General features: G+C 61.1%; 22 protein-coding genes. 9 read left to right on the top strand and 13 right to left on the bottom strand.

Annotated features, from left to right (window positions below; all coding sequences use genetic code 11):
* Position 1 precedes the first annotated feature (1 nt).
* From KSAC_RS01490 to KSAC_RS01460, 7 genes are all read right to left on the bottom strand, one after another.
* Complete coding sequence (locus tag KSAC_RS01490) at positions 2-1,093, bottom strand: hybrid-cluster NAD(P)-dependent oxidoreductase (protein ID WP_132303807.1); 1,092 nt, start codon at positions 1,091-1,093, stop codon at positions 2-4.
* Positions 1,094-1,110: 17 nt separating this feature from the next.
* Positions 1,111-2,367 (bottom strand): aromatic ring-hydroxylating oxygenase subunit alpha, encoded by a 1,257-nt coding sequence (locus KSAC_RS01485; RefSeq protein ID WP_132303805.1) that lies wholly within the window; start codon positions 2,365-2,367, stop codon positions 1,111-1,113.
* A gap of 123 nt (positions 2,368-2,490) precedes the next feature.
* Positions 2,491-3,849, bottom strand: a complete 1,359-nt coding sequence (locus KSAC_RS01480) for an L-serine ammonia-lyase (RefSeq protein WP_132303803.1) — start codon at positions 3,847-3,849, stop codon at positions 2,491-2,493.
* 30 nt (positions 3,850-3,879) lie between these two features.
* On the bottom strand, positions 3,880-4,401 hold the full coding sequence (locus KSAC_RS01475; RefSeq protein ID WP_165927266.1) for a sarcosine oxidase subunit gamma: 522 nt from the start codon (positions 4,399-4,401) through the stop codon (positions 3,880-3,882).
* A 4-nt stretch (positions 4,402-4,405) separates the two neighbouring features.
* Positions 4,406-7,411, bottom strand: coding sequence for a sarcosine oxidase subunit alpha family protein (locus KSAC_RS01470; RefSeq protein WP_132303801.1), 3,006 nt, complete (start codon positions 7,409-7,411; stop codon positions 4,406-4,408).
* On the bottom strand, positions 7,408-7,713 hold the full coding sequence (locus KSAC_RS01465; protein WP_102323940.1) for a sarcosine oxidase subunit delta: 306 nt from the start codon (positions 7,711-7,713) through the stop codon (positions 7,408-7,410). Before KSAC_RS01465 ends, KSAC_RS01470 begins: the two co-directional genes overlap by 4 nt.
* 10 nt (positions 7,714-7,723) lie before the next feature.
* The gene (locus KSAC_RS01460) at positions 7,724-8,977 is read right to left on the bottom strand and encodes a sarcosine oxidase subunit beta family protein (RefSeq protein ID WP_132303799.1); all 1,254 of its coding nucleotides are present in this window, start codon (positions 8,975-8,977) and stop codon (positions 7,724-7,726) included.
* 733 nt (positions 8,978-9,710) lie between these two features.
* Between KSAC_RS01460 and KSAC_RS01455 the strand changes: the two genes are divergently transcribed.
* The 7 genes from KSAC_RS01455 (at position 9,711) to KSAC_RS01425 (ending at position 16,193) form a co-directional block, all read left to right on the top strand.
* Entirely contained in the window at positions 9,711-10,640 is a 930-nt protein-coding gene (locus KSAC_RS01455; RefSeq protein WP_102324262.1) for a glycine betaine ABC transporter substrate-binding protein, read from the top strand.
* A gap of 15 nt (positions 10,641-10,655) precedes the next feature.
* Positions 10,656-11,504 carry a choline ABC transporter permease subunit gene (gene choW / locus KSAC_RS01450; RefSeq protein ID WP_102323942.1) on the top strand — a complete coding sequence of 283 codons (849 nt, stop codon included), beginning with the start codon at positions 10,656-10,658 and terminating at the stop codon, positions 11,502-11,504.
* Positions 11,504-12,703, top strand: a complete 1,200-nt coding sequence (locus KSAC_RS01445) for a quaternary amine ABC transporter ATP-binding protein (RefSeq protein ID WP_132303797.1) — start codon at positions 11,504-11,506, stop codon at positions 12,701-12,703. Before choW ends, KSAC_RS01445 begins: the two co-directional genes overlap by 1 nt.
* Before the next feature lie 219 nt (positions 12,704-12,922).
* Positions 12,923-14,218 (top strand): serine hydroxymethyltransferase, encoded by a 1,296-nt coding sequence (gene glyA / locus KSAC_RS01440; protein WP_132303795.1) that lies wholly within the window; start codon positions 12,923-12,925, stop codon positions 14,216-14,218.
* A 23-nt stretch (positions 14,219-14,241) separates the two neighbouring features.
* Positions 14,242-14,877: a GNAT family N-acetyltransferase gene (locus KSAC_RS01435; RefSeq protein ID WP_132303793.1), complete on the top strand. Its 636-nt coding sequence runs from the start codon at positions 14,242-14,244 to the stop codon at positions 14,875-14,877.
* Positions 14,874-15,755 carry a carbon-nitrogen hydrolase family protein gene (locus tag KSAC_RS01430; RefSeq protein ID WP_132303791.1) on the top strand — a complete coding sequence of 294 codons (882 nt, stop codon included), beginning with the start codon at positions 14,874-14,876 and terminating at the stop codon, positions 15,753-15,755. The genes KSAC_RS01435 and KSAC_RS01430 overlap by 4 nt, the downstream gene beginning before the upstream one ends.
* A gap of 27 nt (positions 15,756-15,782) precedes the next feature.
* On the top strand, positions 15,783-16,193 hold the full coding sequence (locus KSAC_RS01425; RefSeq protein ID WP_110547764.1) for a ketosteroid isomerase-related protein: 411 nt from the start codon (positions 15,783-15,785) through the stop codon (positions 16,191-16,193).
* Between the two features lie 170 nt (positions 16,194-16,363).
* On the opposite strand, the gene KSAC_RS01420 is transcribed toward KSAC_RS01425, so the two are convergent.
* The 5 genes from KSAC_RS01420 to glpD form a co-directional block, all read right to left on the bottom strand.
* Positions 16,364-17,122: a DeoR/GlpR family DNA-binding transcription regulator gene (locus KSAC_RS01420; protein ID WP_102323948.1), complete on the bottom strand. Its 759-nt coding sequence runs from the start codon at positions 17,120-17,122 to the stop codon at positions 16,364-16,366.
* 33 nt (positions 17,123-17,155) lie between these two features.
* Complete coding sequence (gene fbaA, locus KSAC_RS01415; protein WP_132303789.1) at positions 17,156-18,262, bottom strand: class II fructose-bisphosphate aldolase; 1,107 nt, start codon at positions 18,260-18,262, stop codon at positions 17,156-17,158.
* Between the two features lie 51 nt (positions 18,263-18,313).
* Positions 18,314-19,300 (bottom strand): class II fructose-bisphosphatase, encoded by a 987-nt coding sequence (glpX, locus tag KSAC_RS01410; protein ID WP_102323950.1) that lies wholly within the window; start codon positions 19,298-19,300, stop codon positions 18,314-18,316.
* A 34-nt stretch (positions 19,301-19,334) separates the two neighbouring features.
* Complete coding sequence (glpK, locus tag KSAC_RS01405) at positions 19,335-20,834, bottom strand: glycerol kinase GlpK (RefSeq protein ID WP_102323951.1); 1,500 nt, start codon at positions 20,832-20,834, stop codon at positions 19,335-19,337.
* Positions 20,835-20,906: 72 nt separating this feature from the next.
* Positions 20,907-22,469 carry a glycerol-3-phosphate dehydrogenase gene (gene glpD, locus KSAC_RS01400; protein WP_102323952.1) on the bottom strand — a complete coding sequence of 521 codons (1,563 nt, stop codon included), beginning with the start codon at positions 22,467-22,469 and terminating at the stop codon, positions 20,907-20,909.
* Positions 22,470-22,900: 431 nt separating this feature from the next.
* On the opposite strand from glpD, the gene KSAC_RS01395 reads away from it, so the two are divergent.
* Complete coding sequence (locus KSAC_RS01395) at positions 22,901-23,713, top strand: MIP/aquaporin family protein (protein ID WP_102323953.1); 813 nt, start codon at positions 22,901-22,903, stop codon at positions 23,711-23,713.
* An 89-nt stretch (positions 23,714-23,802) separates the two neighbouring features.
* Here the strand turns inward: KSAC_RS01395 and KSAC_RS01390 are convergent, their stop codons facing one another.
* Complete coding sequence (locus KSAC_RS01390; protein ID WP_102323954.1) at positions 23,803-24,246, bottom strand: Lrp/AsnC family transcriptional regulator; 444 nt, start codon at positions 24,244-24,246, stop codon at positions 23,803-23,805.
* Between the two features lie 140 nt (positions 24,247-24,386).
* Between KSAC_RS01390 and alr the strand changes: the two genes are divergently transcribed.
* A complete protein-coding gene (gene alr / locus KSAC_RS01385) occupies positions 24,387-25,532 on the top strand; it encodes an alanine racemase (protein ID WP_132303787.1) in 1,146 nt (381 codons plus the stop codon).
* Positions 25,533-25,563 lie beyond the last annotated feature (31 nt).

Below are 25,563 nucleotides of genomic sequence, written 5' to 3'. Positions count from 1 at the left end.
ATCAGCGTTCGATAACCAGATCGCTGGTCGGTTTCGCGCAGCACAGCAGGATCATGCCGCGGTCGATCTCACGCTGGCGAATGCCGCCATCGTGCTTCATTTCCACCGTGCCGGATACCAGACGGCATTTACACGTCCCGCACATGCCCTTGGCGCACGATGCGGGCAGACGCATGCCCGCCGCCCGCGCGGCGGACAGTACCGGCGTATCCGCGCCGCACTGGATATCGCGCTGGCTTTTGGTGAATGAAATGCTGAACTGGGCCGCTTCCAGTTCCTCGATAGCTTCGATGATTTCGGGTTCGTCGGCAACCAGCGTACCGAAATCGAAGCTTTCCTCATGGTGGCGGGTCATGTCGAAACCGCCCTGCCCCAGCATGTTCCGGACCGCATCCATAAAGGGCGCGGGACCGCATACGAATACCTCACGCTCACGCCAGTCGGGCACGGCAAGTTCCAGCGCGCTGGCCGACAGCCTGCCACGATAGCCATCCCAGCGGTCAGCAGGCGTATCATGTTCGCACAGCGTCACCGTGCGCAGATGCGCGTTCGCCTGTTCCAGTGCCGCCAGTTCGTGGCGGAAGATGCGGTCGCGCGGGCTACGGGCCGCATGGACAAACATGATATCCACATCAGCCGCCATGTCGCTTAACGCACGCGACATGGACATCATGGGCGTAATGCCGCTGCCACCGGACAGGAACAGCATTTTCCGCGCCTTGGACCCCGCACAGGTGAAATCACCCATCGGGCCAAGGGCGCGCACTTCCATGCCCGGACGCAGGTTGTCATGCAACCAGTTCGACACCACGCCACCGGGCACGCGCTTGATGGTGATTTCCAGCGTGTTGGGCCGCGTGGGGCTGGAGGAAATCGTGTAGCAGCGGTTGATTTCCTGCCCGTCGATCATGACCGTAAGCGTCATGAACTGTCCGGGTGCGTAGGAAAACAGCCGTGCCTGCGGAGCGGTAAACACGAATGTACGGACATCGTGCGTTTCATCGCGTACCTGACGGCAGACCAGAACCTCATCACGTTCAGGATCCCAGAACGGGACCCCCTGGGCTGGTGGATGTGTCACAATAGCCGACATGGATGCGCGGCCTCCGTTCATTTCACGTTATGGGAGAGGCGGTCGATGTACCAGCTCACGAATTTCTCAACCAGACCTTCTGTATGGGGCGAATAGGGACCGGGTTCATAGGCCGGGTCCATAGCCCCCTGCTGGCCGATGGCGACAAGGTCGGCGTCCTGCTGGTTGGTGGCGTTCCACACTTCGGTCAGGCGGGTCAGGTCGTAATCGACGCCTTCCACCGCATCCTTGTTCACCAGCCAGCGCGTACGGACCAGCGTATGGCCCTCGTCAATGGGAATGGCGGAGAAGGTGACGATATGATCGCCCATGAAGTGATGCCAGGAATTGGGCTGTGTCCAGAACGACAGGCCACCAGCCGCCATGTCGCCTATCGTCCCCAGCGGGATGCGACATGCGGCGCGGGTGTCCATCGTCTGGCTTTCGCCCGCGCGGTCGATCGGCAGGCGTTCGGTACGAAAGCCGGTGACCCGGTCGCTCAGATGCTCGACCTCACGCGATGGCAGGCCCGCAGCTTCCCATTTCGCGCGCGACGATTCACTAAGCTGGTTATAGCGTTCGGCTTCCCTGCGCCCTTCCTCATCAAGGGATTCCGGCGCGAAACCGAAACCATAGGCAAACAGCGGGATGGTCAGTTCGGGATGGTTCGGGCCGCAGTGATAGCACTCGCGGTTGTTTTCCATCACCAGCTTCCAGTTGCCGTTTTCAATCAGGTCAGCCTGATGGGCAACGCGGGTGTTGCGGATGTCATGGGGGGCCAGATACGGTTCCATGATTTCGGCCATCGCGTCGATATCGTCGGGCGCATCTTCGGCCAGACAGATGAACAGCAGCCCCCCCACCGAACGCAGGTGGACCGGCTTCAGCCCGTGGCAGCCGCGGTCGAAATCGGGGGTCATGTGTTCCGCGAATTTCAGGCCGCCGTCCAGCCCGTAGGTCCATGAATGGTAGGGGCAGACAATATTGCCGATGATTGTCTTGCCTTCAGGGATCATGCGCGCGCCGCGATGGCGGCAGACATTGTGGTAGGCCCTGACGGCACCTTCATCATCACGCACGATGATGACGGAGGAATTGCCGATATTGACCACCATCGCGTCACCTTCCTCGGCTACGTCGGGTTCAACACCGACATAGATCCAGTGACGGCCGAAAATCGCCTCCATATCCATCCGAAAGATTTCGGGACTGGTATAAAACGGCGCTTCCAGCGAAAACCCCGGCTTGCGCCGGGCGATCAGTTCGCTGACTGAAACCACGCTATCCTTGGCCATCGCACGGTGGACCTTTCCTTAGAAATACGCGTTATGCGATTACCAGTATCGTTCCAACACAATAACATCTTATGCGTATATGCGACATATTATTATATCAGAACGACTTTCTTGTATACGGCGCTAACATTCAGGAAATCCGACAGCCAGCCCCCCCTGCGAGGTTTCCTTGTAGCGGCTGCTCATATCCGCACCCGTCTCGCGCATGGTGACGATCACCTGATCGAGCGACACGAAATGCGTGCCGTCCCCCCGCATGGCAAGCGACGCCGCATTGATCGCCTTGACCGCGCCAAAGGCGTTGCGTTCGATACAGGGAATCTGCACCAGGCCGCCAACCGGGTCGCATGTCATGCCCAGATGATGTTCCATGCCGATTTCGGCGGCGTTCTCGATCTGCTGGACATTGCCACCCAGAGCCGCCGCAAGGCCCGCCGCCGCCATGGAACACGCAACCCCGACTTCCCCCTGGCAACCAACTTCCGCGCCGGAAATGGAGGCGTTGCGTTTGAACAGGCCGCCCACCGCCGTTGCGGTCAGCAGGAAGTCATATTCCCGCTCCGGCGTGGCGCCGGGGCAGAAGTCACGGTAATACCGCAGCACGGCGGGCACCACGCCCGCCGCCCCGTTCGTGGGCGCGGTTACGATACGGCCCCCGGCCGCGTTTTCCTCATTCACGGCAATGGCGTAAAGGCTGACCCAGTCCATGACCTCGTGCGCCGCGCGCACATTGCGGAAACGGTCCCCTTTCAGCCGGTCATAAATGGCCGCCGCCCGCCGTCGCACCGCCAGACGCCCCGGCAGGACCCCCTGCTGGTGCATGCCCCGGTCAACGCAACCCATCATGGTTGCAATGATCCGGTCAATCCCGGCGGTGATTTCATGTTCCGGGCGCAGGGCGCGTTCATTGGCTAGCACGATTTCGGCAATCGTCAGGCCGGTACGGCGCGTGATCTCCAGCAGGTCGCGGGCCGATGTAATCTCGAACGGCACATCCGCCGTGGCCATCACCGCATCATGGGCATGGGCCTCGGCCACGATAAAGCCACCACCGATCGAACAGATCCGCTGGCACGCAACCTGTTCGCCGACCGCATCATAGGCGATGAACTGCACCGTATTGGGATGGACGGGTGGCACCGTCACACGGTCGAATACGATGTCACCGGCCGGATCGAAGGACAGCGTCCGATCCGGCAGCGACAACCTGTGGGCCGCCCTGACATGGGCGACCAGTTCATCGGCCATGTCTGGATCGACGGTATCGGGCAGATACCCCATCAACCCCAGAATGACGGCCTTGTCCGTCGCATGTCCCACGCCGGTCCAGGCCAGTGATCCCAGCAGGGTGACCTCTATCCGCGCCACATCGGGACAGGCGCGCAGCGCGACCGCGAAGTCATGCGCCGCGCGCATCGGCCCGACCGTATGGGAGGACGATGGGCCGATACCGATCTTGAACAACTCAAAAAGGCTGATCATGCCGTCCCTGTTTCGCTGCTCGCTGCGTCGTCAGAACCTGACATCGCAGGCTACTTTCTGCAGATATTCCGTCATGTAGGGGACGAACGAACGCCACACCTCCAGCCGGAACGATTGCGGCCCCGTGCGCCAGACCATGCCATCCGCCTTGGCCAGCAGCGTGCGCGTGGCCATGCCGACGGGAAAGGCGCGGATGTTGAAATCCATCGGGGAGAGGCTGGACAGAACCAGTTCCACGTCTGGCCCGCTGATATCGATGGCAACCTGCCGGTCGCTGATTTCAACAAGGCTGGAAGGGATATCCTTCAACCCGGCCTGCAGGGCGGAGTAAATGGCGTCCGCCCTGTCCGGCTCGGCAAAAAAGACCAGTTCGTGCGGGCCGAGGCGGGCGGCAGTACCGCCAGCCACCTGCGCCGTACGGAGCATGTCCGGCACACCGGACAGGCCAAACGCCGCAGCCCCCGCCGCAAGTCCGGCATCGCGCCCCTGCAGCACCCAGCGGCGCAGATCCGGTCCCGCCGCCACATCAAAACGGGCTTGAGACGCTGTCATGACATCAGACATTCAGGCGGGCTCCCTCGACATCATAAAACACGGGATTGGTAACCTTGACCGGGATCGACCGGCCTTCCACGGGCACATACAGCGTCTCCCCCATACGGGCGCGGCCACCGGCCACCATCGCCAGCGCGATGGAATGACCCAGCGTCGCGCTGAAATAGGATGACGTGACATGACCCAGCTTGTGCATGGGCACGGCCTCATCGGGACGGGCCACAAGCTGCGTGCCTTCTTCCAGCACCTCGGACGGGTCCAGCGTCAGCAGGCCGACAAGCTGCAGCCGGTCAGGGGCCTTGAGCGCGGGCAGCGCCAGCGACCGCTTGCCGACAAAGTCCTTCTTGACCTTGCTGACCGCCCAGCCACATCCGACATCATCAGGCGTTGCCGTGCCATCGGTTTCCTGACCGACGACGATGTAGCCCTTTTCCGCACGCAGCACGTGCATCGTTTCGGTGCCATACGGCGTCATGCCGTGCGGCTCGCCCGCAGCCCAGATCGCATCCCAGATCCTGCGGCCATGCCTGCTGGGCACGTTGACCTCGAAGCCGAGTTCACCGGTGAAGCTGACGCGGAACAGTCGCATCGGCACACCGCAGATGCTGCCTTCGGCCATGCTCATATGCGGCAGGGCCTCGGCGGAGATGTCCAGACCATCGACCAGCGGCGCCAGCACCTTGCGCGCCAGCGGCCCCTGTACCGCAATGACCGACCATTCTTCCGAAGTGGAGGTCAGCCACACATCCAGATCCGGCCATTCGGTCTGGAGATAGTCCTCCATCATGTTCAGCACGCCGGCGGCCCCACCCGTGGTGGTGGTGACGTGGAAGCGGTCCGCGGCAACCCGGCCCACAACGCCATCATCATACACGAACCCGTTTTCACGGCACAGCAGGCCATACCGGCACCGGCCGACCGCAAGCTTGGTCCAGCCATTGACATACATGCGGTTCATGAATGTGGCGGCGTCGGGGCCGACCACCTCGATCTTGCCCAGCGTGGAGGCATCGAAAATGCCCACCGCACTGCGCGTGGCCAGACATTCGCGCCGGACAGCCGCTTCCATGTCTTCCCCGTTGATCGGGAAATACCGCGCGCGCTGCCACAGGCCGACATCCTCGAACACCGCGCCACGATCCCGCGCCCAGCCATCCGCTGCCGTGCGCCGCACCGGATCGAACAGGAATTCGCGCGCATGACCGGCAAAAGCGCCAAACGTGACCGGCGTAAACGGCGGGCGGAAGGTGGTCAGGCCAACCTTTTCCACCGGGCGGCCCAGCGCTTCGGATGCAATGCCCAGCGCATTCACATTGGATGACTTGCCCTGATCGGTCGCCATGCCGGTCGTGGTGTAACGCTTGATATGTTCGATGGAGCGGAAGCCCTCGCGCACGGCAAGCTTTACGTCCTTGGCCGTCACGTCGTTCTGGTAATCGACGAAAGCCATGGCACGCAGGCCCTTGCCGCGTCGTGGCAGCGCACCGGCGAAACCACCCCGGCCCGGTTCGTCCAGATCGCCCGTCTGCCATTGCGGGGCCGATCCATCGAACCCGGTGGCGGCAGCGGCTTCGGCCCCTGCCCGCGCGCCGTCTTCCAGCACCCTGTCCAGACGATAGACGCCACGGCACGCACCGGCGGAACGTTCGCGTTCAGCCGACTGGCCGGGCACGTAAACGCCCAGTTCCTCATCAAACACCAGCTTGCCACGCGACTGGGAGAACATGTGGACGCTGGGCGTAAATCCGCCCGACATCAGCACCAGATCGGCCCGCCACTGGTGCCCCTTGCCCACCGAACCATCGGGAAGCAGTTGCGCCAGTTCCACGCTGCACACACGGTTGAGACCATGCGCGCGCTGGATGGTGGTGTTGGGAAGCACGGTAATGCCCGCACGGATGGCAGCCGCCACCAGCACGCCATCCGGCGCGGGCCGCAGGTCGGCAATGGCCGCGACCGTCACCCCCGCATCCTTCAGGTCCAGCGCCACGCGGTAGGCGGCGTCATCCGCCGTGACCACGATCGCCCGCCTGCCGCAGGCCACGCCGTAGCGGTTCAGATAGGTACGCGCCGCAGTCGCCAGCATGACACCGGGGCGGTCATTGCCATCGAATACCAGCGGGCGTTCCAGCGCGCCCGCCGCCAGCACGACTTCCTTCGCCCGGACCTGCCACAGCCGTTCTTTTGGCTGGCCGACGGCCGGATGCGCCAGATGATCGGTCATGCGCTCATTCAGCGCGACCATGTTATGCGGGCCGTAATTGAACGCCGTGCAACGGGTCAGAAGCCGCACATTGGGCATGGCGTTCAGTTCATCAACGACTTCACGCGCCCAGGCGGCGCCCGTCTTGCCATCAATGCGCGATGTCGTGTCCGACAGCAGCCAGCCACCGGCTTCCGCCGTTTCATCAGCCACGATGACACGCGCGCCAGCCCGGCCCGCCGCCAGTGCCGCGGCAAGACCGGCAGGCCCGGCGCCCACCACCAGCACATCGCAGTGTTCATAACGGAAAGCATACTGGTCCGGGTCCGGCGCGGTGGGTGCTACACCCAGCCCGGCTGAGGCACGGATGATCGGCTCGTACACCTTGTCCCAGAAGCTGCGCGGCCACATGAAGGTCTTGTAGTAGAAGCCGGCAGGCAGCAGCGGGGCAGCCAGCGTGTTGACCGCGCCCAGATCGAATTTCAGGCATGGAAAGCGGTTCTGGCTGATGGCGACAAGGCCGTCATGGATCTCGACCTGTGTTGCGCGCAGGTTGGGGGTCTGCAGCGCAGGGCCGGAGCCTACCGCGACCAGCGCATTGGGTTCATCCGACCCGGCGGAAATCACGCCGCGCGGGCGATGGTACTTGAACGAACGCCCCATCAGGTGCTGCCCGTTGGCCAGCAGCGCCGATGCCAGCGTATCACCTTCGTAACCCTGGAATTCACGGCCGTCGAAAGTAAAGGTCACGCGCCGCGCAGTATTGACGCGGCCACGGCCGGGAATACGGTACTGCTTTGTCATCGTGCCGCCTCCGCCGCCGCTTCGCTGTCGATGGTGGGGCGTGGCTGGCCCATTTCGTAAGTCATCACAAAACGATCCGTTCGGGTATCACGGATGGCATTGAAAAACCGTCCGCATCCATGGGAATGACGCCACCGTTCGGCAATCAGTCCCTTGGGATTGTCACGCATGTAGAGGTACTGGGCCCATTCCTCATCACTGACCGCCATCGGGTCGGCAGGGCGGACGATGTGGGCTTCGCCAGCATTGGCATATTCGATTTCGGCACGATCACCGCAATAGGGACAACGGATCAGAAGCATGCTGACCTCCTTAGTGGGCGACGGCCGCTGCCGCGGCCTCGTCGATCATGACCCCGTCACGGAAACGCTCTATCGTGAAAGGCGCATTGATCGGGTGCGGTTCATTCTTGGCAATTGTCCAAGCAAACAGGTTGGCGGCCCCCGGCGTGGCCTTGAACCCGCCCGTACCCCAGCCGCAATTGACATACAGGCCCGGGATCGACGTCTTGGCCGTAATGGGCGAACGGTCGGGCGTATTATCGGTAATGCCGCCCCATGACCGCAGCATGCGCAGGCGGCGGAACATGGGGAACAGTTCGCAGATGGCTTCCAGCGTATGGGCGGGAATGTGCAGCCCGCCGCGCTGGGTATAGGATACGTAGGAATCCGTCCCTGCCCCGATCACCATCTCACCCTTGTCCGACTGGCTGATATAGGCATGGATGGTGTTGGACATTACGATGGTGGGAAACGCGGGCTTGACCGGTTCGGACACCAGCGCCTGCAGCGGGTTGCTCTGCAATGGCAGGCGTATTCCCGCCATGCCCAGCACGACCGAGCTGTGACCCGCAACCGATACGCCGATCTTGCCCGTGCGGATATCGCCGCGCGTGGTGTTTATGCCGGTCACTTCACCCGTGGGTGCGCGCATGATGCCCGTCACCTCACAGTTTTCGATGATATCGACACCAAGGTCGCTTGCCGCGCGGGCAAAGCCCCACGCTACCGCGTCATGACGCGCGGTACCTGCGCGGCGCTGCAATGACGCGCCAAGGACAGGGTAGCGGATATTGGGGGAAATATTCAGCGGCGGGCAGAATTCCTTGGCTTCTTCCGCCGTCAGCCATTCATTGTCGATCCCGTTCAGGCGATTGGCATGAACATGGCGCTTGAAGCTCTGCACATCATGGACCGTATGCGCGACCATAAGACAGCCGCGCTGACTGAACATGACGTTGTAATTAAGCTCCTGCGAGAGGTTTTCCCACAGTTTAAGCGAATGTTCGTAATAGGAAGAACTTTCATCAAACAGGTAATTCGACCGGATGATGGTCGTATTACGTGCGGTGTTCCCCCCCGCGAGCCATCCCCGTTCGATCACGGCGATATTACGCAGTCCGTGCTGCCTGGCCAGGTAATAGGCCGTGCCCAGACCGTGGCCGCCACCGCCTACGATAACGATATCGTAGGCCGGTTTGGGCGCAACCGACCGCCACTGGGGCTTCCAGCCAAGATGACCGCCAATTGCCTGGCGCGCTAGTGAAAGTGCCGAAAATTTCTGCATGTTCATCCTACATGCTGCGAGACGATATGACGCCGAGCATGCACCCGCCGCCTGTTTCCCGCTGGTATGGATAAGACGGAAAACTTGAATAATAGCGACATGCTGGTTTTTTTATCGAAACGAATCTGAAAACCCGTCATAGCATGCACGACTGCGCATAATTTTTATTTAATTCAGTTGGTTATGAAATAACCCGCAATGCACGGCTGTAGCCCTTACGACACGGCGCACCATCACGCATGTCGTATCGACCTAAATGATCCTGTGCATAAATTTTCAGCCACGCCGCATCCATACAAACCCTGCGGCGCGTTATGGATCAGGCGTTACGGCGGGTTGTTTTCTAAAGATTGTCAGCCAGGGAAAATCAGCATCCTGTCCGGCAGACGTATCCGTTACCATCGCAACAGGAAGATGCGCAGTCAAAACCGCGTAAAGTTCCGCCCGCCTCGACTGCCTCCATGCAACATCGCATGTCGTTTCTTCATGACAATGGACGGCTGATTAAACTGTTTTTTCAGGAAACCAGCTATCTGACACCAAAACCGTTACGCCCGTTTGTTCGTTTCCGACATTTTCATGCATGTTAAAGCCATGTAGTTCTAAAACAGGTCACATATTCAATATTTTGAATTATATGATTTCAGTCCGTTTTTCGGCCTTGCATCTGCAATCGGTTCTTATGCAGAATGAATTACCGTCCGGTTTTTCCACAAAGGATATTCCGCCCGTCATGCATCGCCTGTCTCCTTTTCTATTCCTTGCATTGGGAGCGCCCGCCCTTGCCCATGCGGCGGACCCCGCTTCGTGCCACGCGGTCAGGCTGGCCGATGTCGGCTGGACCGATGCATCCGCCGTTACCGCCGTGGGGGCGGAGGTATTCGATGCGCTCGGTTACACTGCATCCACCCCCATGGTTACGCTCAGCCTCGCCTATCTCAGCATGCAGGACGGTCATATCGACGGGTTTCTGAGCAACTGGGACCCCACGGGCGTATCCGTGATCGCGCCATACCTGAAAAACGGCAGCGTGCAGCAGATCGCGGTCAACCTGCCCAATGGCCATCTGGGCCTTGCGGTGCCCGATTATGTCGCGGCCGAAGGGTTGCGGGACTTCAAGGACATCGCGGCATGGGGCGCCAGGCTACACCATGTCATCTACGGGCTGGAATCAGGCAATGACACGAATGATCATGTCCTGCGCATGATCAATGAAAACATGTTCGGACTACAGCATTTCCGGCTGGTTGAAAGCAGCGAACAGGGCATGCTCAGCCAGGTTGCGCGATCGGTCGAAAGCCATCGCCCCATCGTCTTTCTGGCATGGGAACCGCACCCGATGAACATGGACTTCAGGATTACCTACCTGACCGGTGGGGAAAAGGTCTTTGGCGCGGGTGCCCATGTCAACACCGTTGTCCGCACCGGCTATGAGGCCGCATGCCCCAATGCCTACCGGCTGCTGAAACAGATCCGGTTTTCGGTGCCGGGTGAAAACATCATGATGAAGGCGATCCAGGACGATCACGTCCCCCCGCGGGAGGAAGCCCGGCAGTGGCTGCGCGCCAATCCGGATGTTCTGGCCACATGGCTGACAGATGTGACCACTTTTGACGGACAGCCGGGACTGGCCGCGGCCCGCACCTATCTGGGCATTCATTAAGGACGACCTGTCATCATGAAACATATGGAAACCTGGATCACATCGCACAAGCTGCCGGTGGGCGCCGTCATGGCGCAGCTTGTCGATTTCGTGCGCAAGCACTTCATGTTTTTCTTTAACGGCGTAAGCGACGTGGTCGGTTCCCTTGCCGATGGGCTGACGGATTTCCTGCTTGGCTTCCCGCCCCTGCTGCTGCTGGTCGTCTTTACGGTGGGATCGTACGTCGCCCGGCGGTCGGGATGGCTTACGGCACTGGTCGGGCTGGGGCTGCTGTTCATCATCAATCAGGGCTACTGGCAGGAAACGATGGGCACGCTGTCGCTTGTGCTCTTTTCCACCATTATCTGCCTGCTGGTCGGCGTTCCGCTGGGTATTGCCGCAGCCCATCGCCCCTGGCTGGGCCGCCTGCTGCATCCCGTGCTCGATCTCATGCAGACGCTACCCACCTTCGTCTATCTGATCCCCACCCTTATCCTGTTCGGTCTGGGTACGGTTCCGGGCATGATCTCCACCATCGTTTTCGCCATTCCCGCCCCGATCCGGATGACGGAAATGGGCATTGCCTCGGTCCCGCGCACCCTGCTGGAAGCGGGAGAATCCTTTGGCAGCACGCCACGGCAGCTTCTGTGGAAGATCGAGATTCCCGCCGCACTGCCCATGATCCGCGCGGGGCTTACGCAGTGCATCATGCTCAGCCTGTCCATGGTCGTGATCGCCGCACTGGTCGGTGCCGGGGGGCTGGGGGTGCCGGTTGTGCGCGCGCTCAATACCGTGCAGGTCGATACGGGCTTTGAATCCGGCTTTGCGATTGTTCTGCTCGCCATCATGCTCGATCGCCTGTGTCGCGCAAAAGGAACGTCCTGATGACTACCGCCCTTGCCTTCAGCCACGTTGACATCCTCTTCCACCGCCAGAACAGCAAGGCCGCCATCAACCGCGCGCTGGCCATGCTGGATGAAGGTGGAACGCGCGAAGAAATCGCCCGCACGACACAGGTTACCGTGGGCGTAGCCGATGCGAACCTTGCCATTGAACGTGGCGAGATCAGCATACTGATGGGGCTGTCCGGCTCCGGAAAATCCACGTTGCTGCGGGCCGCGAATGGTCTGAACAAAGCGGTGCGGGGGGAAGTGCAGATCGGTAATGGCGTGGCCTATGTCGATCTGTCCAACTGCGATGACGATACGCTGCGTGAAATCCGCAAGACCCGCATTGCCATGGTATTCCAGAATTTTGGCCTGCTGCCATGGCGCACCGTGCGTGACAATGCCGGGTTAGGACTGGAACTGCGTGGCATCACCCCGTCCATGCGCCGCAAGATGGTGGACGAAAAGCTGGAACTGGTCGGGCTTTCCCGCTGGGCCAATTCGCGCATAAGCGAACTGTCGGGCGGCATGCAGCAGCGCGTCGGTCTGGCCCGCGCCTTCGCCACGGATGCCGACATCCTGCTTATGGATGAACCTTTTTCCGCGCTTGATCCCCTCATCCGGCGCAAGCTTCAGGATGAACTGCTTCACATCCAGAAGCAGTTGAAGAAAACCATCATCTTCGTCAGCCACGACATCGACGAGGCGCTGAAGATCGGCAACCAGATTACGATCATGCGCGAAGGCCGCATTATCCAGACCGGCACGCCGCATGACATCCTGTTCCGTCCGGTCAATGATTACGTGGGCGAATTCGTACGCCATATGAATCCGCTGCCGGTTCTGGACGCGGCATCGGTCATGCGCGGGCTTGAGCTGCCGGGCAAAACGGATGATGGGTTTACCCCCATTGACGAAGCGGGCCTGTACAGGTTCGATTTTGTCGCTGATCAGGTCAGGCATATCGGTGGCAGGGTGCACGCCATCCAGCGCCACATGACCGTGCCCGATACCCATACCTGTGAAATCGGGCCGGGTCTGGTGCAGTGCGTACCCACGGGAACATCACTGCATGCCGTTGCCCTGTTGCGCCAGCGCAGCAACATGCCGGTCCTGATCCACCGGGAAGGCGAAGTTGTCGGCCTGTGCGACCATGGCGATATCATTCGGGGCATGACGCAAATAATGGGTGGCTGACAGAACGCACGTACAAGCGTAAGAAAAGAATGCAAGGCATGTTTTATTTTATATTACGCAGGTATCTGTCGTAATCTGAAAATAAAATGACGCCACTTTCCAAAAGCACTGTCCGGGGATACCCCTTCCCCTGTATAAGCACCTTATAACGCGGAGCCGTCCGCCCTCATCCTGTTTTACACTATTTATGGCGGTTCTGCATTTTCTGGAGATTCGATCATGTTGGACACTATTGATCAGGCAGGTCTGCGCCAGTACTTCCGCGCCCCGCTGACGGAAGCGGACCCGGATGTTGCTGCGATCATTGGCGCGGAACTGGAACGCCAGCGCGACGGTATTGAACTGATTGCGAGCGAGAACATGGTGTCGGCCGCGGTGATGGCGGCGCAGGGCAGCGTGCTGACCAACAAATACGCCGAAGGCTATCCCGGCCGCCGCTATTACGGTGGCTGCGTCGAGGTCGACAAGGTCGAGACGCTGGCCATCGAGCGCGTGAAGAAGATGTTCGGCGCGGAATTCGCCAACGTGCAGCCCCATTCCGGCGCCAACGCCAATCAGGCGGCCTTCATGGCGATGGTCAGGCCGGGCGATACCGTCATGGGCATGAGCCTTGCCGCCGGTGGCCACCTGACGCATGGCGCGGCCCCGAACTATTCCGGCAAGTGGTTCAACGCCGTGCAGTATGGTGTCCGCCGCGAGGACGGCCTGCTGGACTACGAGGAAATGGAACGTCTGGCCCGCGCCGAAAAGCCGAAGCTGATCGTCGCCGGTGGCTCCGCCTATCCCCGCATCATCGACTTTGCCCGCTTCCGCGCCATTGCCGATGAAGTCGGTGCGTATCTCATGGTCGACATGGCCCATTTCGCCGGGCTGGTGGCGGCCGGTCTGTATCCGTCGCCCCTGCCGCATGCCCATGTGGTCACGTCCACCACCCACAAGACCCTGCGCGGGCCGCGTGGCGGACTGATCCTGACCAATGACGCGGATCTGGCAAAGAAGATCAATTCCGCCGTGTTCCCCGGTCTGCAGGGCGGTCCGCTCATGCATGTCATCGCCGCCAAGGCCGTCGCCTTCGGCGAGGCGTTGCGCCCCGACTTCCGCGCCTATCAGGAAGCCGTGGCCAATAACGCCCGCGTGCTGGCGGAAACGCTGGTCGCCAGCGGCTTCGACATCGTGACTGGGGGCACCGACTGCCACCTGCTGCTCGTTGACCTGCGGCCCAAGGGTGTGACGGGCCGTGCGGCGGAACGCAGCCTTGAACGCGCGGGCATCACCGCCAACAAGAACGCCATTCCCTTCGATCCCGAGAAACCCGCCATCACCTCTGGCATCCGCCTTGGCAGCCCGGCGGCCACCGCGCGCGGCTTTGGAGCGGCGGAGTTCCGGGAAGTCGGCCTCATGATTGACGAGGTCCTCACCGCCCTTGCCCATGAAGGCGGCGAAGGCTGCCCCGCCACGGAACAGGCCGTCCATGCGCGCGTCAAGGCGCTGTGTGCGCGGTTCCCGATCTACTGAGCAAAAACGCACCACAGGGTCCGATGTCGCTGAGTGTTGAAACCATAACCGGGGCGGCGATAGCCGGGATCATTCCCGCTCTCGCCCGCCTGCGTATCGCGGTGTTCCGTGAATGGCCTTACCTCTACGCTGGGGATGACCCGGTGTATGAGGAAGCCTATCTGGCCCCCTATGTGGGCAGTTCGGGCACCGCCATTATCGTCGCACGCCATGAATCACAGATTGTGGGGGCATCGACCTGCCTGCCGCTGAAGGATGAAGTGGCAGAAATCCGCGCCCCGTTTGCACAACGGGGACTGGATCTGGAACGGTTTTTCTATTTTGGGGAATCCGTGGTGCTGCCACAATGGCGGGGACATGGGCTGGGCAAGCGCTTCTTTGCCGAACGGGAACGGCAGGCCCGCCGCATGAAGGCGGAGTTTGCCGTTTTCTGCGCGGTCCGCAGGCCGGAAGATCACCCTGCCCGCCCGGCATCGTTCCGTCCGCTGCATAAGTTCTGGACTGATCGGGGCTTCATCCCCCTGCCCGCCGTTTCATGTGCGCTGGACTGGCGCGATGTGGGGGCCACGGAAGAAAGCCCGCATCAACTGGATTTCTGGATCAGGCCGCTACGCGATACCGCCATCCCCGATACTTTGTTGACTGGAATACCCGCATGACATCTCCCCTGCGTCTGGGCACGCATTCATGGCAGGTGGAACAGTGCCGCAGCCTTGATGATTATGCGGCCCATCTGGACCGTGTTACCGCCGCGGGTGCGGCACAGGCCGACCTGCTTTTACTGCCCGAATACAGTTGCATGGAAGTCGCCGCCGCGTTTGCAACCACGCAGGCCGACGCCACAACGGAACTGCACGCCGTATGCGACCACAGCGCCGAAATCCTGCATATCATGTGTCAGGCCGCGCGCAGGCACAATGTCTGGCTCATGCCCGGCACCCTGCCGTGTGCTGACGCATCGGGGCACATTCATAACCGCGCGCCCCTGATTGCCCCGGACGGACGCCATGCGTTTCAGGACAAGCATGTCATGACGCGCTTTGAAACGGAAAGCTGGGATGTAAAAAGTGGCCGTTCGCCCGGTTTTTTCGAAACGCCATGGGGCCGGATCGGCACCAGCATATGCTATGATTCCGAATTCCCCGCCCTGGCCCGCAGCCAGATTGAGGCGGGTGTCTGGCTGCTTCTGGTTCCCACCTGCACCGACACGATGCACGGGTTCAATCGCGTAAGGATTTCCGCCCGCGCCCGTGCGCTGGAAAACCAGTGCTTTACCGCCGTATCACCGACCGTAGGCATGGCGCCATGGCTTGCCACGCTGGACGAAAACCGGGGTATTGCCGGCATTTATGGCCCCATGGACCGTGGTTTCCCCGCCGATGGCATCATTGCGGAAGGCAGGCCCGACATGGACGACTGGGCGTTTGCCACGCTGTCGCCCGATGCACTGGAAGAAGTCCGTACCAACGGGGCGGTAAGGAACTGCCGCGACTGGCCACGATCCGTAGCGACCGCAACCACCCTTCCCTTTGTCTGATACATATTCCCGATACTGGAGAATCCCATGTCCGCTGAAGCTACACGCGCACTGATCGCGTCCTACTATCAGGCTTTCAATGACGGTGACCATGATGCGTTCCTCGCCCTGCTGAGTGATCAGGTTGAACACGACATCAATCAGGGTGGTCGGGAGACTGGTGTGGAGAAATTCCGCACCTTCCTGAAAAAGATGGATGCGCATTACAAGGAAACCATCAAGGATATCGTCATCATGGTGAACCCGGATGGCAGTCGGGCAGCGGCTGAATTCATGGTGCATGGCGAATATCTCAGCACGGATGACGGCCTGCCGCAGGCTGCGGGCCAGACCTACGTGCTGCCAGCGGGCGCGTTTTTTACCGTAACAGACAATAAAGTATCGCGTATTTCCAATTACTATAACCTGACTGACTGGATTGAGCAGGTTTCCCGATAATTTCGGATATAATACGATATGGAATGAAGGGTATTCCATTACGGATGCCCTTCATATCAACCTGTTTGAGATCATAAGGAAGTTTCTGGTGAAGCTTTTTTCAAAAAGGCGACACCCAGAAACTTTTCCTATTTTCTACCTGATTACTCTATCGCCTGCCCATCCGCGCTTTACGCTACATGCAGTTCCACGCCGTGTTCCCTCAGCATGGCGGTAATGTTTTCCGACGGCTGACGGTCCGTGAAGAAACCATGGACATGCGAAAGATGCCCCAGCCGCCCCATGGGCCTGCGCCCGAATTTGGTCTGGTCGGCCAGAAGATAGACACGTCTGGCATTGCGCATCATGGCCTGCGTTACGCTGATTTCGTCTGCATCGAAATCCAGCAGCGTGCCATCCTCCTCAATGCCGCTTATGCCGATCACGGCAAAATCGGTGCGGTACTGTTCGATAAAGGTGCTGGCAGTGGAGCCGGTAATGCCGCCATCGTAAAAACGCACCAGCCCCCCCGTCACGATCACCTGAAAATCGGTCTGGGCGGATAATGGACTGGCCACATGCAGGTTGTTGGTAATGACCCGCAGCGCCTTATGCCGTCGCAATGCCTTGGCAAAGGCTTCCGTTGTCGTGCCGATACTGACGAACAGCGATGAGTTATCAGGAATATGCCGCGCGGCCAGATGCCCGATGGCTTCTTTCGCACGGCGATTGAGGACCTGACGTTCGGAATAGGCGATATTCTCGACCGAGGACGCAAGACCGGCCCCGCCGTGATGCCGGGCCACCAGCCCGCGCCGGGCCAGCATGTTGACATCGCGCCGGATGGTCTGGACCGCGACATCAAGCCGCTGGGCCAGTTCCTCATTCGATACGTAACCCTGTGTACGCACCAGTGCCGTAATTTCCCGGTGGCGTTCTTCTGCTGACACGACGCGTGTTACTCCACTCCTGCCATGCGCATCCTATACGGCACGCGCCACGCTGCGTCCCGTGGCACCCAGATCCGCAAAAGCCTGCTCCAGCCGTGCAACGATACCCGTTTCCCCAACACGTAGCCATTTGCGCGGGTCATACAGCTTCTTGGTCGGCTTGCCCGTTGATGGGGCGATCTGGTGGCTGAATGCCTCCACATGGTCCTGAACATAGCGGCCAATGCTGCTGGCGAATGCAAACTGGATATCGGTATCAATGTTCATCTTGAACACACCGTAAGATACGGCTTCGGTAATCTTCGCCTGCTCCGATCCCGAACCGCCATGGAACACCAGCGCCAGCGGTTTTTCGCCCGCACCGGTCGCCCGCGCCACCGCTTCCTGCGAGTTGCGCAGGATTTCGGGACGTAATTTGACATTACCGGGCGCATAGACGCCATGCACATTGCCAAAGGACGCGGCAATCGTCACGAAACCCAGCGGGGAAAGCGCCTCATAAGCTTTGAGGACATCCTCGGGCTGGGTATAGAGATGGGCGTTATCCGCGCCATCGTCGAGGTCGTGCCCGACCCCGTCCTCCTCCCCGCCGGTGACGCCCAGTTCGATTTCAAGGCCGATACCCAGCGGGGCCATGCGGCGCAGGAAGCTGGCGCATTCCGCAATATTATCGTCCAGCGGTTCAGCCGACAGGTCGATCATGTGGGAGGAAAACAGCGGGCTGCCCGTCTCCTCCACCGCTGTAGCGCTCGCGTCGATCAGGCCGGAAATCCATGGCAGCAGCTTACGGTCCGCATGATCGGTATGCAGGATCACACACACGCCGTAAGCCGCCGCAACGGTATGAACATGACGCGCCGCAGCCACGGCCCCCAGCACGCGGGCCTGCTGCGCGTCCTTCATGCCCTCGCCCGCGTAGAAACGCGCACCACCGTTGGAAAGCTGGATGATCACATCCGCCCGGTTGCGCGCGGCGGCTTCCAGCACCGCGTTGATGCTGTCGGTTCCAACCACGTTGATGGCAGGCAGGGCATAGCCCTCGTCCCGGCAGGTTTCAACCAGGCGGCGATAATCCGCCCCGGTCACGACACCGGGCCGGAGACCAAGGCGGGCGGAAGCCGGGCTTGCTTTGTCGGTCATGTCGTTTCCCTATTGCCTTTTATTGTTGTTATGCAACGGATGAAATGATTGTTACCACGTTTTGGTATGGTAGTCGTGATGGCCTTCGACAAACCGCAGCGTGCCGGACTTGGACCGCATGACCAGCGAATGCGTGACCGTACGACCACCCGAACGGCGGATGCCACGCAGCAGCGCGCCCCCGGTTACGCCGGTAGCGGAAAACAGCACATCACCCCGCGCCATGTCTTCCAGCGCCAGCTTGCGGGACGGATCGGCGCCGGGGTTCATTTTGCGCGCGCGTTCAACCTGCCCGTCATCCTCGAACAGAAGGCGACCCTGCATCTGCCCCTGCACGCAGCGCACGGCGGCCGCGGCCAGCACGCCTTCCGGCGCGCCACCGGAACCGGCATAGATGTCGATCCCGCTGTCATCAAGGCAGGCTGCGATGGCGGCGGCCACGTCCCCGTCGCTCAGCAGCGTCACACGGGCGCCGGCTTCGCGCGTGCGGGCGATCAGTTCCGCATGACGCTCACGGTCAAGGGTACACAGCATCAGGTCGGACACATCGCATTTCTTGGCCTGCGCCAGTGCCTTCAGGTTCGCCTCGATGCTGTTGTCCAGATCGACCACCCCTTCGGGCAGGGCGGGACCAACCACGATCTTTTCCATGTAGATGTCAGGCGCATGCAGGAAGTTGCCGCTTTCGGCCAGGGCCACGACAGTCAGTGCATTGGGCAGGTTCTTGGCGCACAGGTTCGTGCCTTCCAGCGGGTCAACGGCAATATCCATGCCGGGACCGCCCGCGCCCACCTTTTCCCCGATGAACAGCATCGGGGCTTCGTCCATTTCCCCCTCACCAATCACCACCATGCCGTCGATCGCGACCGTATCGAAGGCGCGCCGCATGGCTTCCACCGCCGCGCCATCCGCTTCGTTCTTGAGGCCGCGCCCCGTCCATGCCGACGCCGCAACAGCCGCGGCTTCCGTTACGCGCACCAGTTCCAGAGCGAGATTGCGATCCGTAACCTGATAGGGATTATACCGTGAGGAAGTCATGAAGCACTCTTTTCCTGTCTTCTGAATACGAAGGTTACGCCGCTACGGTGGAACTGAGCGTACGCCGCACCGCCGCATGCCACCCTGCTACCATAGTGTCGCGCTGGGCCTTGTCCATCGCCGGGCGGAACAGATGCCCACGGGTCCATGTCCCTTCCAGCTCGGGTATGCTGCTCCATACCCCTGTTGCAAGCCCTGCCAGAAAGGCAGCGCCCAGCGCCGTGGTCTCAACCTGCCGGGGGCGTTCTACCGGCGTCAGCAGCATATCGGCAAGAAACTGACAGAACCAGTCATTGACTGACATTCCGCCATCAACACGCAGTGCGTTCAGCGTGCCGCCCCCATCTTCCCGCATCGCGTCCATCAGATCCAGCGTCTGGTAGGCAACCGATTCCAGCGCGGCGCGGGCAATATGCGCCGCCGTCGCATCCAGCGTCAGCCCGCAGATAAGGCCGCGGGCATCGGGGTCCCAGTGGGGGGCGCCAAGTCCTACAAAACCCGGCACCATATACACGCCGTGGCTATGGGGAACGCGGGTGGCCATGTCATCGGTCTGGGAGGCATGGGTAATCAGGTTCAGCCCGTCGCGCAGCCAGCGTATGGCCGCACCCGCCACGAAAATCGACCCTTCCAGGGCATAGGTCGTCTCATCCCCGATACGGTATGCAATCGTGGTGAGCATGCGGTTTTCCGAACGGACGGGCTTCGATCCGGTATTGAGCAGCGCGAAGCAGCCCGTGCCGTAGGTCGCCTTCGCCGTGCCGGGCTTGAAGCAGGCCTGTCCCACCATGGCCGCGTTCTGGTCGCCCGCCATGCCCGCCACCTTCAGCGGTTCGCCGAACAGGTCGGGATCGGTCTCGCCAAATATCTCGCTGTTGGTGCGCACGTCGGGCAGGATGGCGCGGGGCACGTTGAACAGCGCCAGCATCTCGTCATCCCATTGGCAGGCATGGATGTTGAACAGCAGCGTGCGCGACGCGTTGGTGGTGTCGGTCGCATGGACACGGCCACCCGTCAGCCGCCACAGCAGGAAGCTGTCGATCGTGCCGCAGGCCAGTTCGCCCTTCTCCGCGCGGGCGCGGGCGCCTTCCACGTTATCAAGTATCCACGCGATCTTGGTTGCGGAAAAATAGGGGTCCAGCAGCAGCCCCGTGCGTTCGCGCACAAGGTCTTCATGCCCCTGTTCACGCATGCGCGCGCATACCGCCGCCGTCCGGCGGTCCTGCCACACGATGGCGCGATGGACCGGCCTGCCCGTCTTGCGATCCCACATGACAATGGTTTCGCGCTGGTTGGTGATCCCGATACCCGCAATCGTACCGGGGCCACCCGCCTTTTCCATGGCCTCACGCGCGGTGGACAGGACATTGGACCAGATTTCCTCCGGGTCGTGTTCGACCCAGCCCTGATTGGGGTAATGCTGCGCGAATTCGCTGCGGGCGACAGACAGGGCGGTGATGTCACGATCGAACACGATGCTGCGGGTCGAGGTCGTTCCCTGATCGATGGCGAGAATTCTGTTCTTCTTGTTCATTATCGTCTCCTGCCTCTGCGGGCGGATGCTGGGTTCTGGCCGCAGGCGTCTTTTACACACGCGACCCGTGTTTTACGAAGCCGCTGTCGCCGCCCTTGGCTGGCGGGCGCGCAGATAGGCGTCAAGCCGGGCTGCGTCCTCGTCCGTTACATGCAGCCCCAGCCGGGACCGCCGCCACAGGATGTCCTGTGTCGTCTGCGCCCATTCACTGGCAATCAGGTATTCCACCTCACGCGCGCTCAGCCCCGCGCCGAACTGTTCGCCCATATCCGCCAGACTGCGCGCGTCGCCCACGATGTCATGGGCGCGGGAACCGTAATTGCGGACCAGCCGCCAGCATGACTTCGCATCAAGGAACGGTGCGCGCGCCGACAGGCGGGCAACAGCGGCGTCGAACCCGCCCTCCCCCAGATCGCCGCCGGGCAGCACACGGTCCGCCGTCCAGCCGGGCGCGGACAGCACCGGCAGGAAGGGCTGGAGCTTTTCGATTGCATGTTCCGCCAGACGACGGTACGTGGTGATCTTGCCGCCAAAAATGGACAGCATCGGCGCCTGATCGCCCTGCGTATCCACATCCAGCACGTAATCGCGCGTCACTGCCGAAGCGTTCTTTGCCGCATCATCATAAAGCGGGCGCACGCCAGCGTAGCTCCATACCACATCATCCGGCGAGACGGATCTGGTGAAATACCGGCTGACGCTTTCGCACAGATAGGTGATTTCCTCGGGCGAGATTTCCACATGGCCGGGGGCCTGCGTCCACGGCACGTCGGTCGTGCCGATAAGGGTGAATTCCTGCTCGTAAGGAATGGCGAAAACGATCCGCTTGTCCGGGTTCTGCAATATGTAGGCCTGCGGCCCGTCAAACAGGCGCGGCACCACGATATGGCTGCCCTTGACCAGACGCACCTGCTTGGTCGAACTGACCTGCGCGCGCTCACGCAGCACTTCGCTGACCCACGGTCCACCGGCATTGACCAGCGCCCTGGCCCGCAGGGTCGTGCGGCTGCCATCGCGCGTGTCCTCGATTTCGGCTTCCCACACGCCGTCCACGCGACGGGCCTTCACCAGCCGGGTACGTGTGCGGATGTCAGCACCACGCGCCTGCGCGTCCATGGCGTTGAGGACAACAAGACGACTGTCCTGCACCCATCCATCGGAATAGGCAAAACCGCGCGCAAGCGTGCCGTTAAGCGGCCTGCCCGCCGAATTGGTGCGGAAATCAAGTGACTTGCACCTGGGCAGCGTCATGTTGGGGGCAAGGTGATCGTAAAGGAACAGGCCCAGGCGCAGCATCCATGCCGGACGGGCCTGCGGCGTGTAGGGCAGGACGAAACGCATCGGCCAGATGATATGCGGTGCGATGCGCAGCAGCTTTTCACGTTCGATCAACGCTTCGCGCACAAGGCGGAATTCATAATATTCCAGATAACGCAGGCCGCCATGGATCAGCTTGGTGCTGGCGGACGAGGTATGGCTGGCCAGATCATCCTGTTCCACCAGAACCACGGATGCGCCACGGCCCGCGGCGTCACGCGCGATGCCGGTGCCATTGATCCCCCCGCCCACGACCAGCAGGTCGACCGGGCCACCCTGCGCCGGGGGGGAGCGGAATGTTTCGTCCATGGACGCCATGTAGATGTTCCTCCTGATGCCGATGTTCGTAAACGAACATTATGGGCATTTCAATAGGGGAACCGCACATTGGTCAGGACTGTCACAGGAAATAAATTTTACATTAATATTACAGAAACACACCATAAATTCGCCACAGAACAGAAATTACAGGACCGGATGATTTTTGTTCATGTGCGAAAACGCACAGAACCGCCAATCATCACACTCGGACAACGTGCTGACCCGAGACGGGTTGCCTGACCTCTCTATTTTGTCAGATCGTTTTTATTAGCAGAAAACCGGTGAAAACGTAGAATAGAGGCCGCCCGGGACCATTCTTTCTATTCCCTGAGCGCCCATGTTCGTTTAAGAACATACACTAGCTCAACACCGGCACAGGCCGGATGGCTGTTCCCATCAAACGATAAAAATAATCAGAGTGGGTTGAAATGCTGAAGAACCGACAATTTCTTGGCGAACTGATATCCGAATGCATTGCCGTCATCATCATCGTGATGGTCGGCGACAGCGTGGCCGCCATGTATACGCTATATGACCCCAGCCCGTACAAATTCTCCTACTGGGGCGTCTGTATCGTGTGGGGACTGGGCGTCACCATCGCCATTTACATAACCGGCAGCGTATCGGGCACGCATGCCAATCCCGCCGTGTCCATCGCCCTTGCCCTTTACCGGGACTTTCCGTGGCGCAAGGTGCCCGCCTACTGCGCAGCGCAGGTGCTGGGCGGTTTTATCGGGGCGGCACTTGTCTACGCATTGTACCAGCCGGTCATCGACCATTATAACCAGATCCAGGGCGTGGCGCGTGCCGATGGCGGGGCGGCAGGGGTATTCTTTACCCATGCGGGTGATTTCATCACCCCGCTGCATGCCTTCATGGATGAAACGATCCTGACCGGCCTGCTTCTGTTCGGCATCTTCGCGATTACATGCGAATACAATACCGTCGCCCCGCAGGCCAATTCCAGCGCACTGATCATCGGGCTGCTTGTCGCCAGCATCGGCGCGTGTTCGGGCTATCTGGAAGCGTGGGCGATCAATCCCGCGCGCGATTTCGGCCCGCGCCTGTTCTGCTACCTTATGGGCTGGGGCAGTTCGGCCCTGCCCGCGCCGGGCAGTTTCTGGTGGGTGCCAATCGCGGGGCCTGTATGTGGCGGCGTGTTGGGGGCCGGGGGTTACCAGTTCCTGATCCGGCCATTCATCCCGCGCCAGACAACCCTGCCGACACCACCCACACCGTAAACTGGTCACGGGCAATGCCGGACCGGGGGCAGTTTCCCTCCGGTCCTGCTGGTCGCCAGTTCCGCGCGGTCCGGGATCGGGCGGCGCGTCTAACGCTGGACTACGGTGCGAATGGCAAAATTGCTCTGTATCCGGGCCACGCCCGGCATGCGCGACAGTTCTTCCTTGTGGATGCGTTCGTAATCGGCGGCGTCGCGGGCTTCCACGCGCACCAGATAGTCCGCATCGCCGGTCATCAGGTAACATTCACGCACATCGGGACATTCACGTACGCGGGCCTCGAAGCGACGCAGGCATTCCTCCGTCTGCCGTTCAAGCGTGATCTGCACGATCACCGTGGTCATGCCATGGACCGAGCGTTCATCCACCAGCGCGCGATAGCCGCGGATGACCCCTTCTTTTTCCAGCATGCGCACACGCCGTAGACACGCCGATGGCGACAGCCCCACCCGCTGCGCCAGATCCGCGTTACTCATCCTTCCGTCATGACGCAGGTTACGCAGGATGGCCTCGGTCAGGCGATCGAATGGCATGGTGAATTTTCCACTTATTTTCGCATATAATTGCGTGACGTTTCTTACAATGGCATGAAATTGCGTCAAACGACAGGACATTCTGTTGTCACATGCATACGATCAAACCTGCCCCACACCGTTACCGGAGTATCTTCCGCATGCCTGACCTGCCTTCCCCCACGCCCACGGCTGGCTGGTCCGCACCCGGCGCGGGTGCGATACTGGAAATCAGTCTGGGCGCGATCGCAGCGAATTTCGGCCTGCTCAATGCCCGTACGGGAACCGCCACCTGCGCCGCCGTGGTCAAGGCCGATGCATACGGACTTGGCGCGGACCGGGTAGCACCCGTACTGGAACAGGCCGGGGCGAAAGTCTTTTTTGTCGCGCATCTGGAAGAAGGCATCCGGCTGCGCGTCCATGTCTCCCCCACCTGCCGGATATTCGTCCTGCACGGTCCCATGCCGGGGACGGAAGGAGAATTCACCGCCTATAACCTGCTGCCCGTGCTGAACAGTCTGGAACAGATGGCAGGCTGGCGCGCTCACGCAGTTGCAGTTGGAACACCCCTGCCCGCCGCCATTCAGGTGGATACCGGCATGTCGCGCTTTGGCCTGTCGGAAGCGGACGTGGCACTTGTATCGGGCAATCCCGCACTGCTGGACGGTATTGATACGCGGCTGGTCATGAGCCACCTCGCCTGTGCCGATACGCCCGCCAACCCGGCCAATGCGATGCAGCGCGACAGGCTGCGCGCCATGGCGGCCCGGCTGCCGGATGCCGATCTGGCCCTTTCGGCCTCATCGGGGATTTTCCTTGGGCCGGATTATCATTTTGACCTCGTGCGTCCCGGTGCCGCGCTGTATGGACTGGCCCCCAATGCGGACATGCCCAACCCGCTGCACCCGACCGTGCGCCTGTGCGCCCGTATCGTGCAGGTCCGCACCATCGCGGCGGGGGACGCCGTGGGCTATGGCCTGACATGGCGGGCCAGCGGGCCACGGCGGATTGCAACACTGGGCATTGGCTATGCCGACGGCTTCCTGCGCCATGGCGCGGATGGCGGTGGCTGCGCCTGGCTGGGCGATTACCGGCTGCCCATCCTTGGCCGCATTTCCATGGATTCCACCACGGTAGACGTAAGCGACGTGCCCGAAACCATGCTTGATGCCGCAACCCATGTGGACATGATCGGCCCCCGCCGCAGCGTGGATGATGTGGCGCATTCCGCCGGCACCATTGGCTACGAAGTGCTGACAGCACTCGGTTCCCGTTTCCATCGCGCTTACCTGACACAGGCCGCGTGATGTGTTTTCCCACGCCAGAAAAGGCATCTGA

The sequence above is a fragment of the Komagataeibacter saccharivorans genome (assembly GCF_004348195.1).
In the GTDB taxonomy this organism is placed as follows: Bacteria; Pseudomonadota; Alphaproteobacteria; order Acetobacterales; family Acetobacteraceae; genus Komagataeibacter; species Komagataeibacter saccharivorans.
The sequence above is the reverse complement of the archived record's forward strand: the minus strand, read 5'-3'. Positions and strand labels throughout refer to the sequence as shown.

Bases quoted from the DNA above. Each gene is read 5' to 3' on its own strand.
- KSAC_RS01490 (WP_132303807.1), bottom strand. From the start codon at position 1,093: ATGTCGGCTATTGTGACACATCCACCAGCCCAGGGGGTCCCGTTCTGG.
- KSAC_RS01485 (WP_132303805.1), bottom strand. From the start codon at position 2,367: ATGGCCAAGGATAGCGTGGTTTCAGTCAGCGAACTGATCGCCCGGCGC.
- KSAC_RS01480 (WP_132303803.1), bottom strand. From the start codon at position 3,849: ATGATCAGCCTTTTTGAGTTGTTCAAGATCGGTATCGGCCCATCGTCC.
- KSAC_RS01475 (WP_165927266.1), bottom strand. From the start codon at position 4,401: ATGACAGCGTCTCAAGCCCGTTTTGATGTGGCGGCGGGACCGGATCTG.
- KSAC_RS01470 (WP_132303801.1), bottom strand. From the start codon at position 7,411: ATGACAAAGCAGTACCGTATTCCCGGCCGTGGCCGCGTCAATACTGCG.
- KSAC_RS01465 (WP_102323940.1), bottom strand. From the start codon at position 7,713: ATGCTTCTGATCCGTTGTCCCTATTGCGGTGATCGTGCCGAAATCGAA.
- KSAC_RS01460 (WP_132303799.1), bottom strand. From the start codon at position 8,977: ATGCAGAAATTTTCGGCACTTTCACTAGCGCGCCAGGCAATTGGCGGT.
- KSAC_RS01455 (WP_102324262.1), top strand. From the start codon at position 9,711: ATGCATCGCCTGTCTCCTTTTCTATTCCTTGCATTGGGAGCGCCCGCC.
- choW (WP_102323942.1), top strand. From the start codon at position 10,656: ATGAAACATATGGAAACCTGGATCACATCGCACAAGCTGCCGGTGGGC.
- KSAC_RS01445 (WP_132303797.1), top strand. From the start codon at position 11,504: ATGACTACCGCCCTTGCCTTCAGCCACGTTGACATCCTCTTCCACCGC.
- glyA (WP_132303795.1), top strand. From the start codon at position 12,923: ATGTTGGACACTATTGATCAGGCAGGTCTGCGCCAGTACTTCCGCGCC.
- KSAC_RS01435 (WP_132303793.1), top strand. From the start codon at position 14,242: ATGTCGCTGAGTGTTGAAACCATAACCGGGGCGGCGATAGCCGGGATC.
- KSAC_RS01430 (WP_132303791.1), top strand. From the start codon at position 14,874: ATGACATCTCCCCTGCGTCTGGGCACGCATTCATGGCAGGTGGAACAG.
- KSAC_RS01425 (WP_110547764.1), top strand. From the start codon at position 15,783: ATGTCCGCTGAAGCTACACGCGCACTGATCGCGTCCTACTATCAGGCT.
- fbaA (WP_132303789.1), bottom strand. From the start codon at position 18,262: ATGACCGACAAAGCAAGCCCGGCTTCCGCCCGCCTTGGTCTCCGGCCC.
- glpX (WP_102323950.1), bottom strand. From the start codon at position 19,300: ATGACTTCCTCACGGTATAATCCCTATCAGGTTACGGATCGCAATCTC.
- glpK (WP_102323951.1), bottom strand. From the start codon at position 20,834: ATGAACAAGAAGAACAGAATTCTCGCCATCGATCAGGGAACGACCTCG.
- glpD (WP_102323952.1), bottom strand. From the start codon at position 22,469: ATGGCGTCCATGGACGAAACATTCCGCTCCCCCCCGGCGCAGGGTGGC.
- KSAC_RS01395 (WP_102323953.1), top strand. From the start codon at position 22,901: ATGCTGAAGAACCGACAATTTCTTGGCGAACTGATATCCGAATGCATT.
- KSAC_RS01390 (WP_102323954.1), bottom strand. From the start codon at position 24,246: ATGCCATTCGATCGCCTGACCGAGGCCATCCTGCGTAACCTGCGTCAT.
- alr (WP_132303787.1), top strand. From the start codon at position 24,387: ATGCCTGACCTGCCTTCCCCCACGCCCACGGCTGGCTGGTCCGCACCC.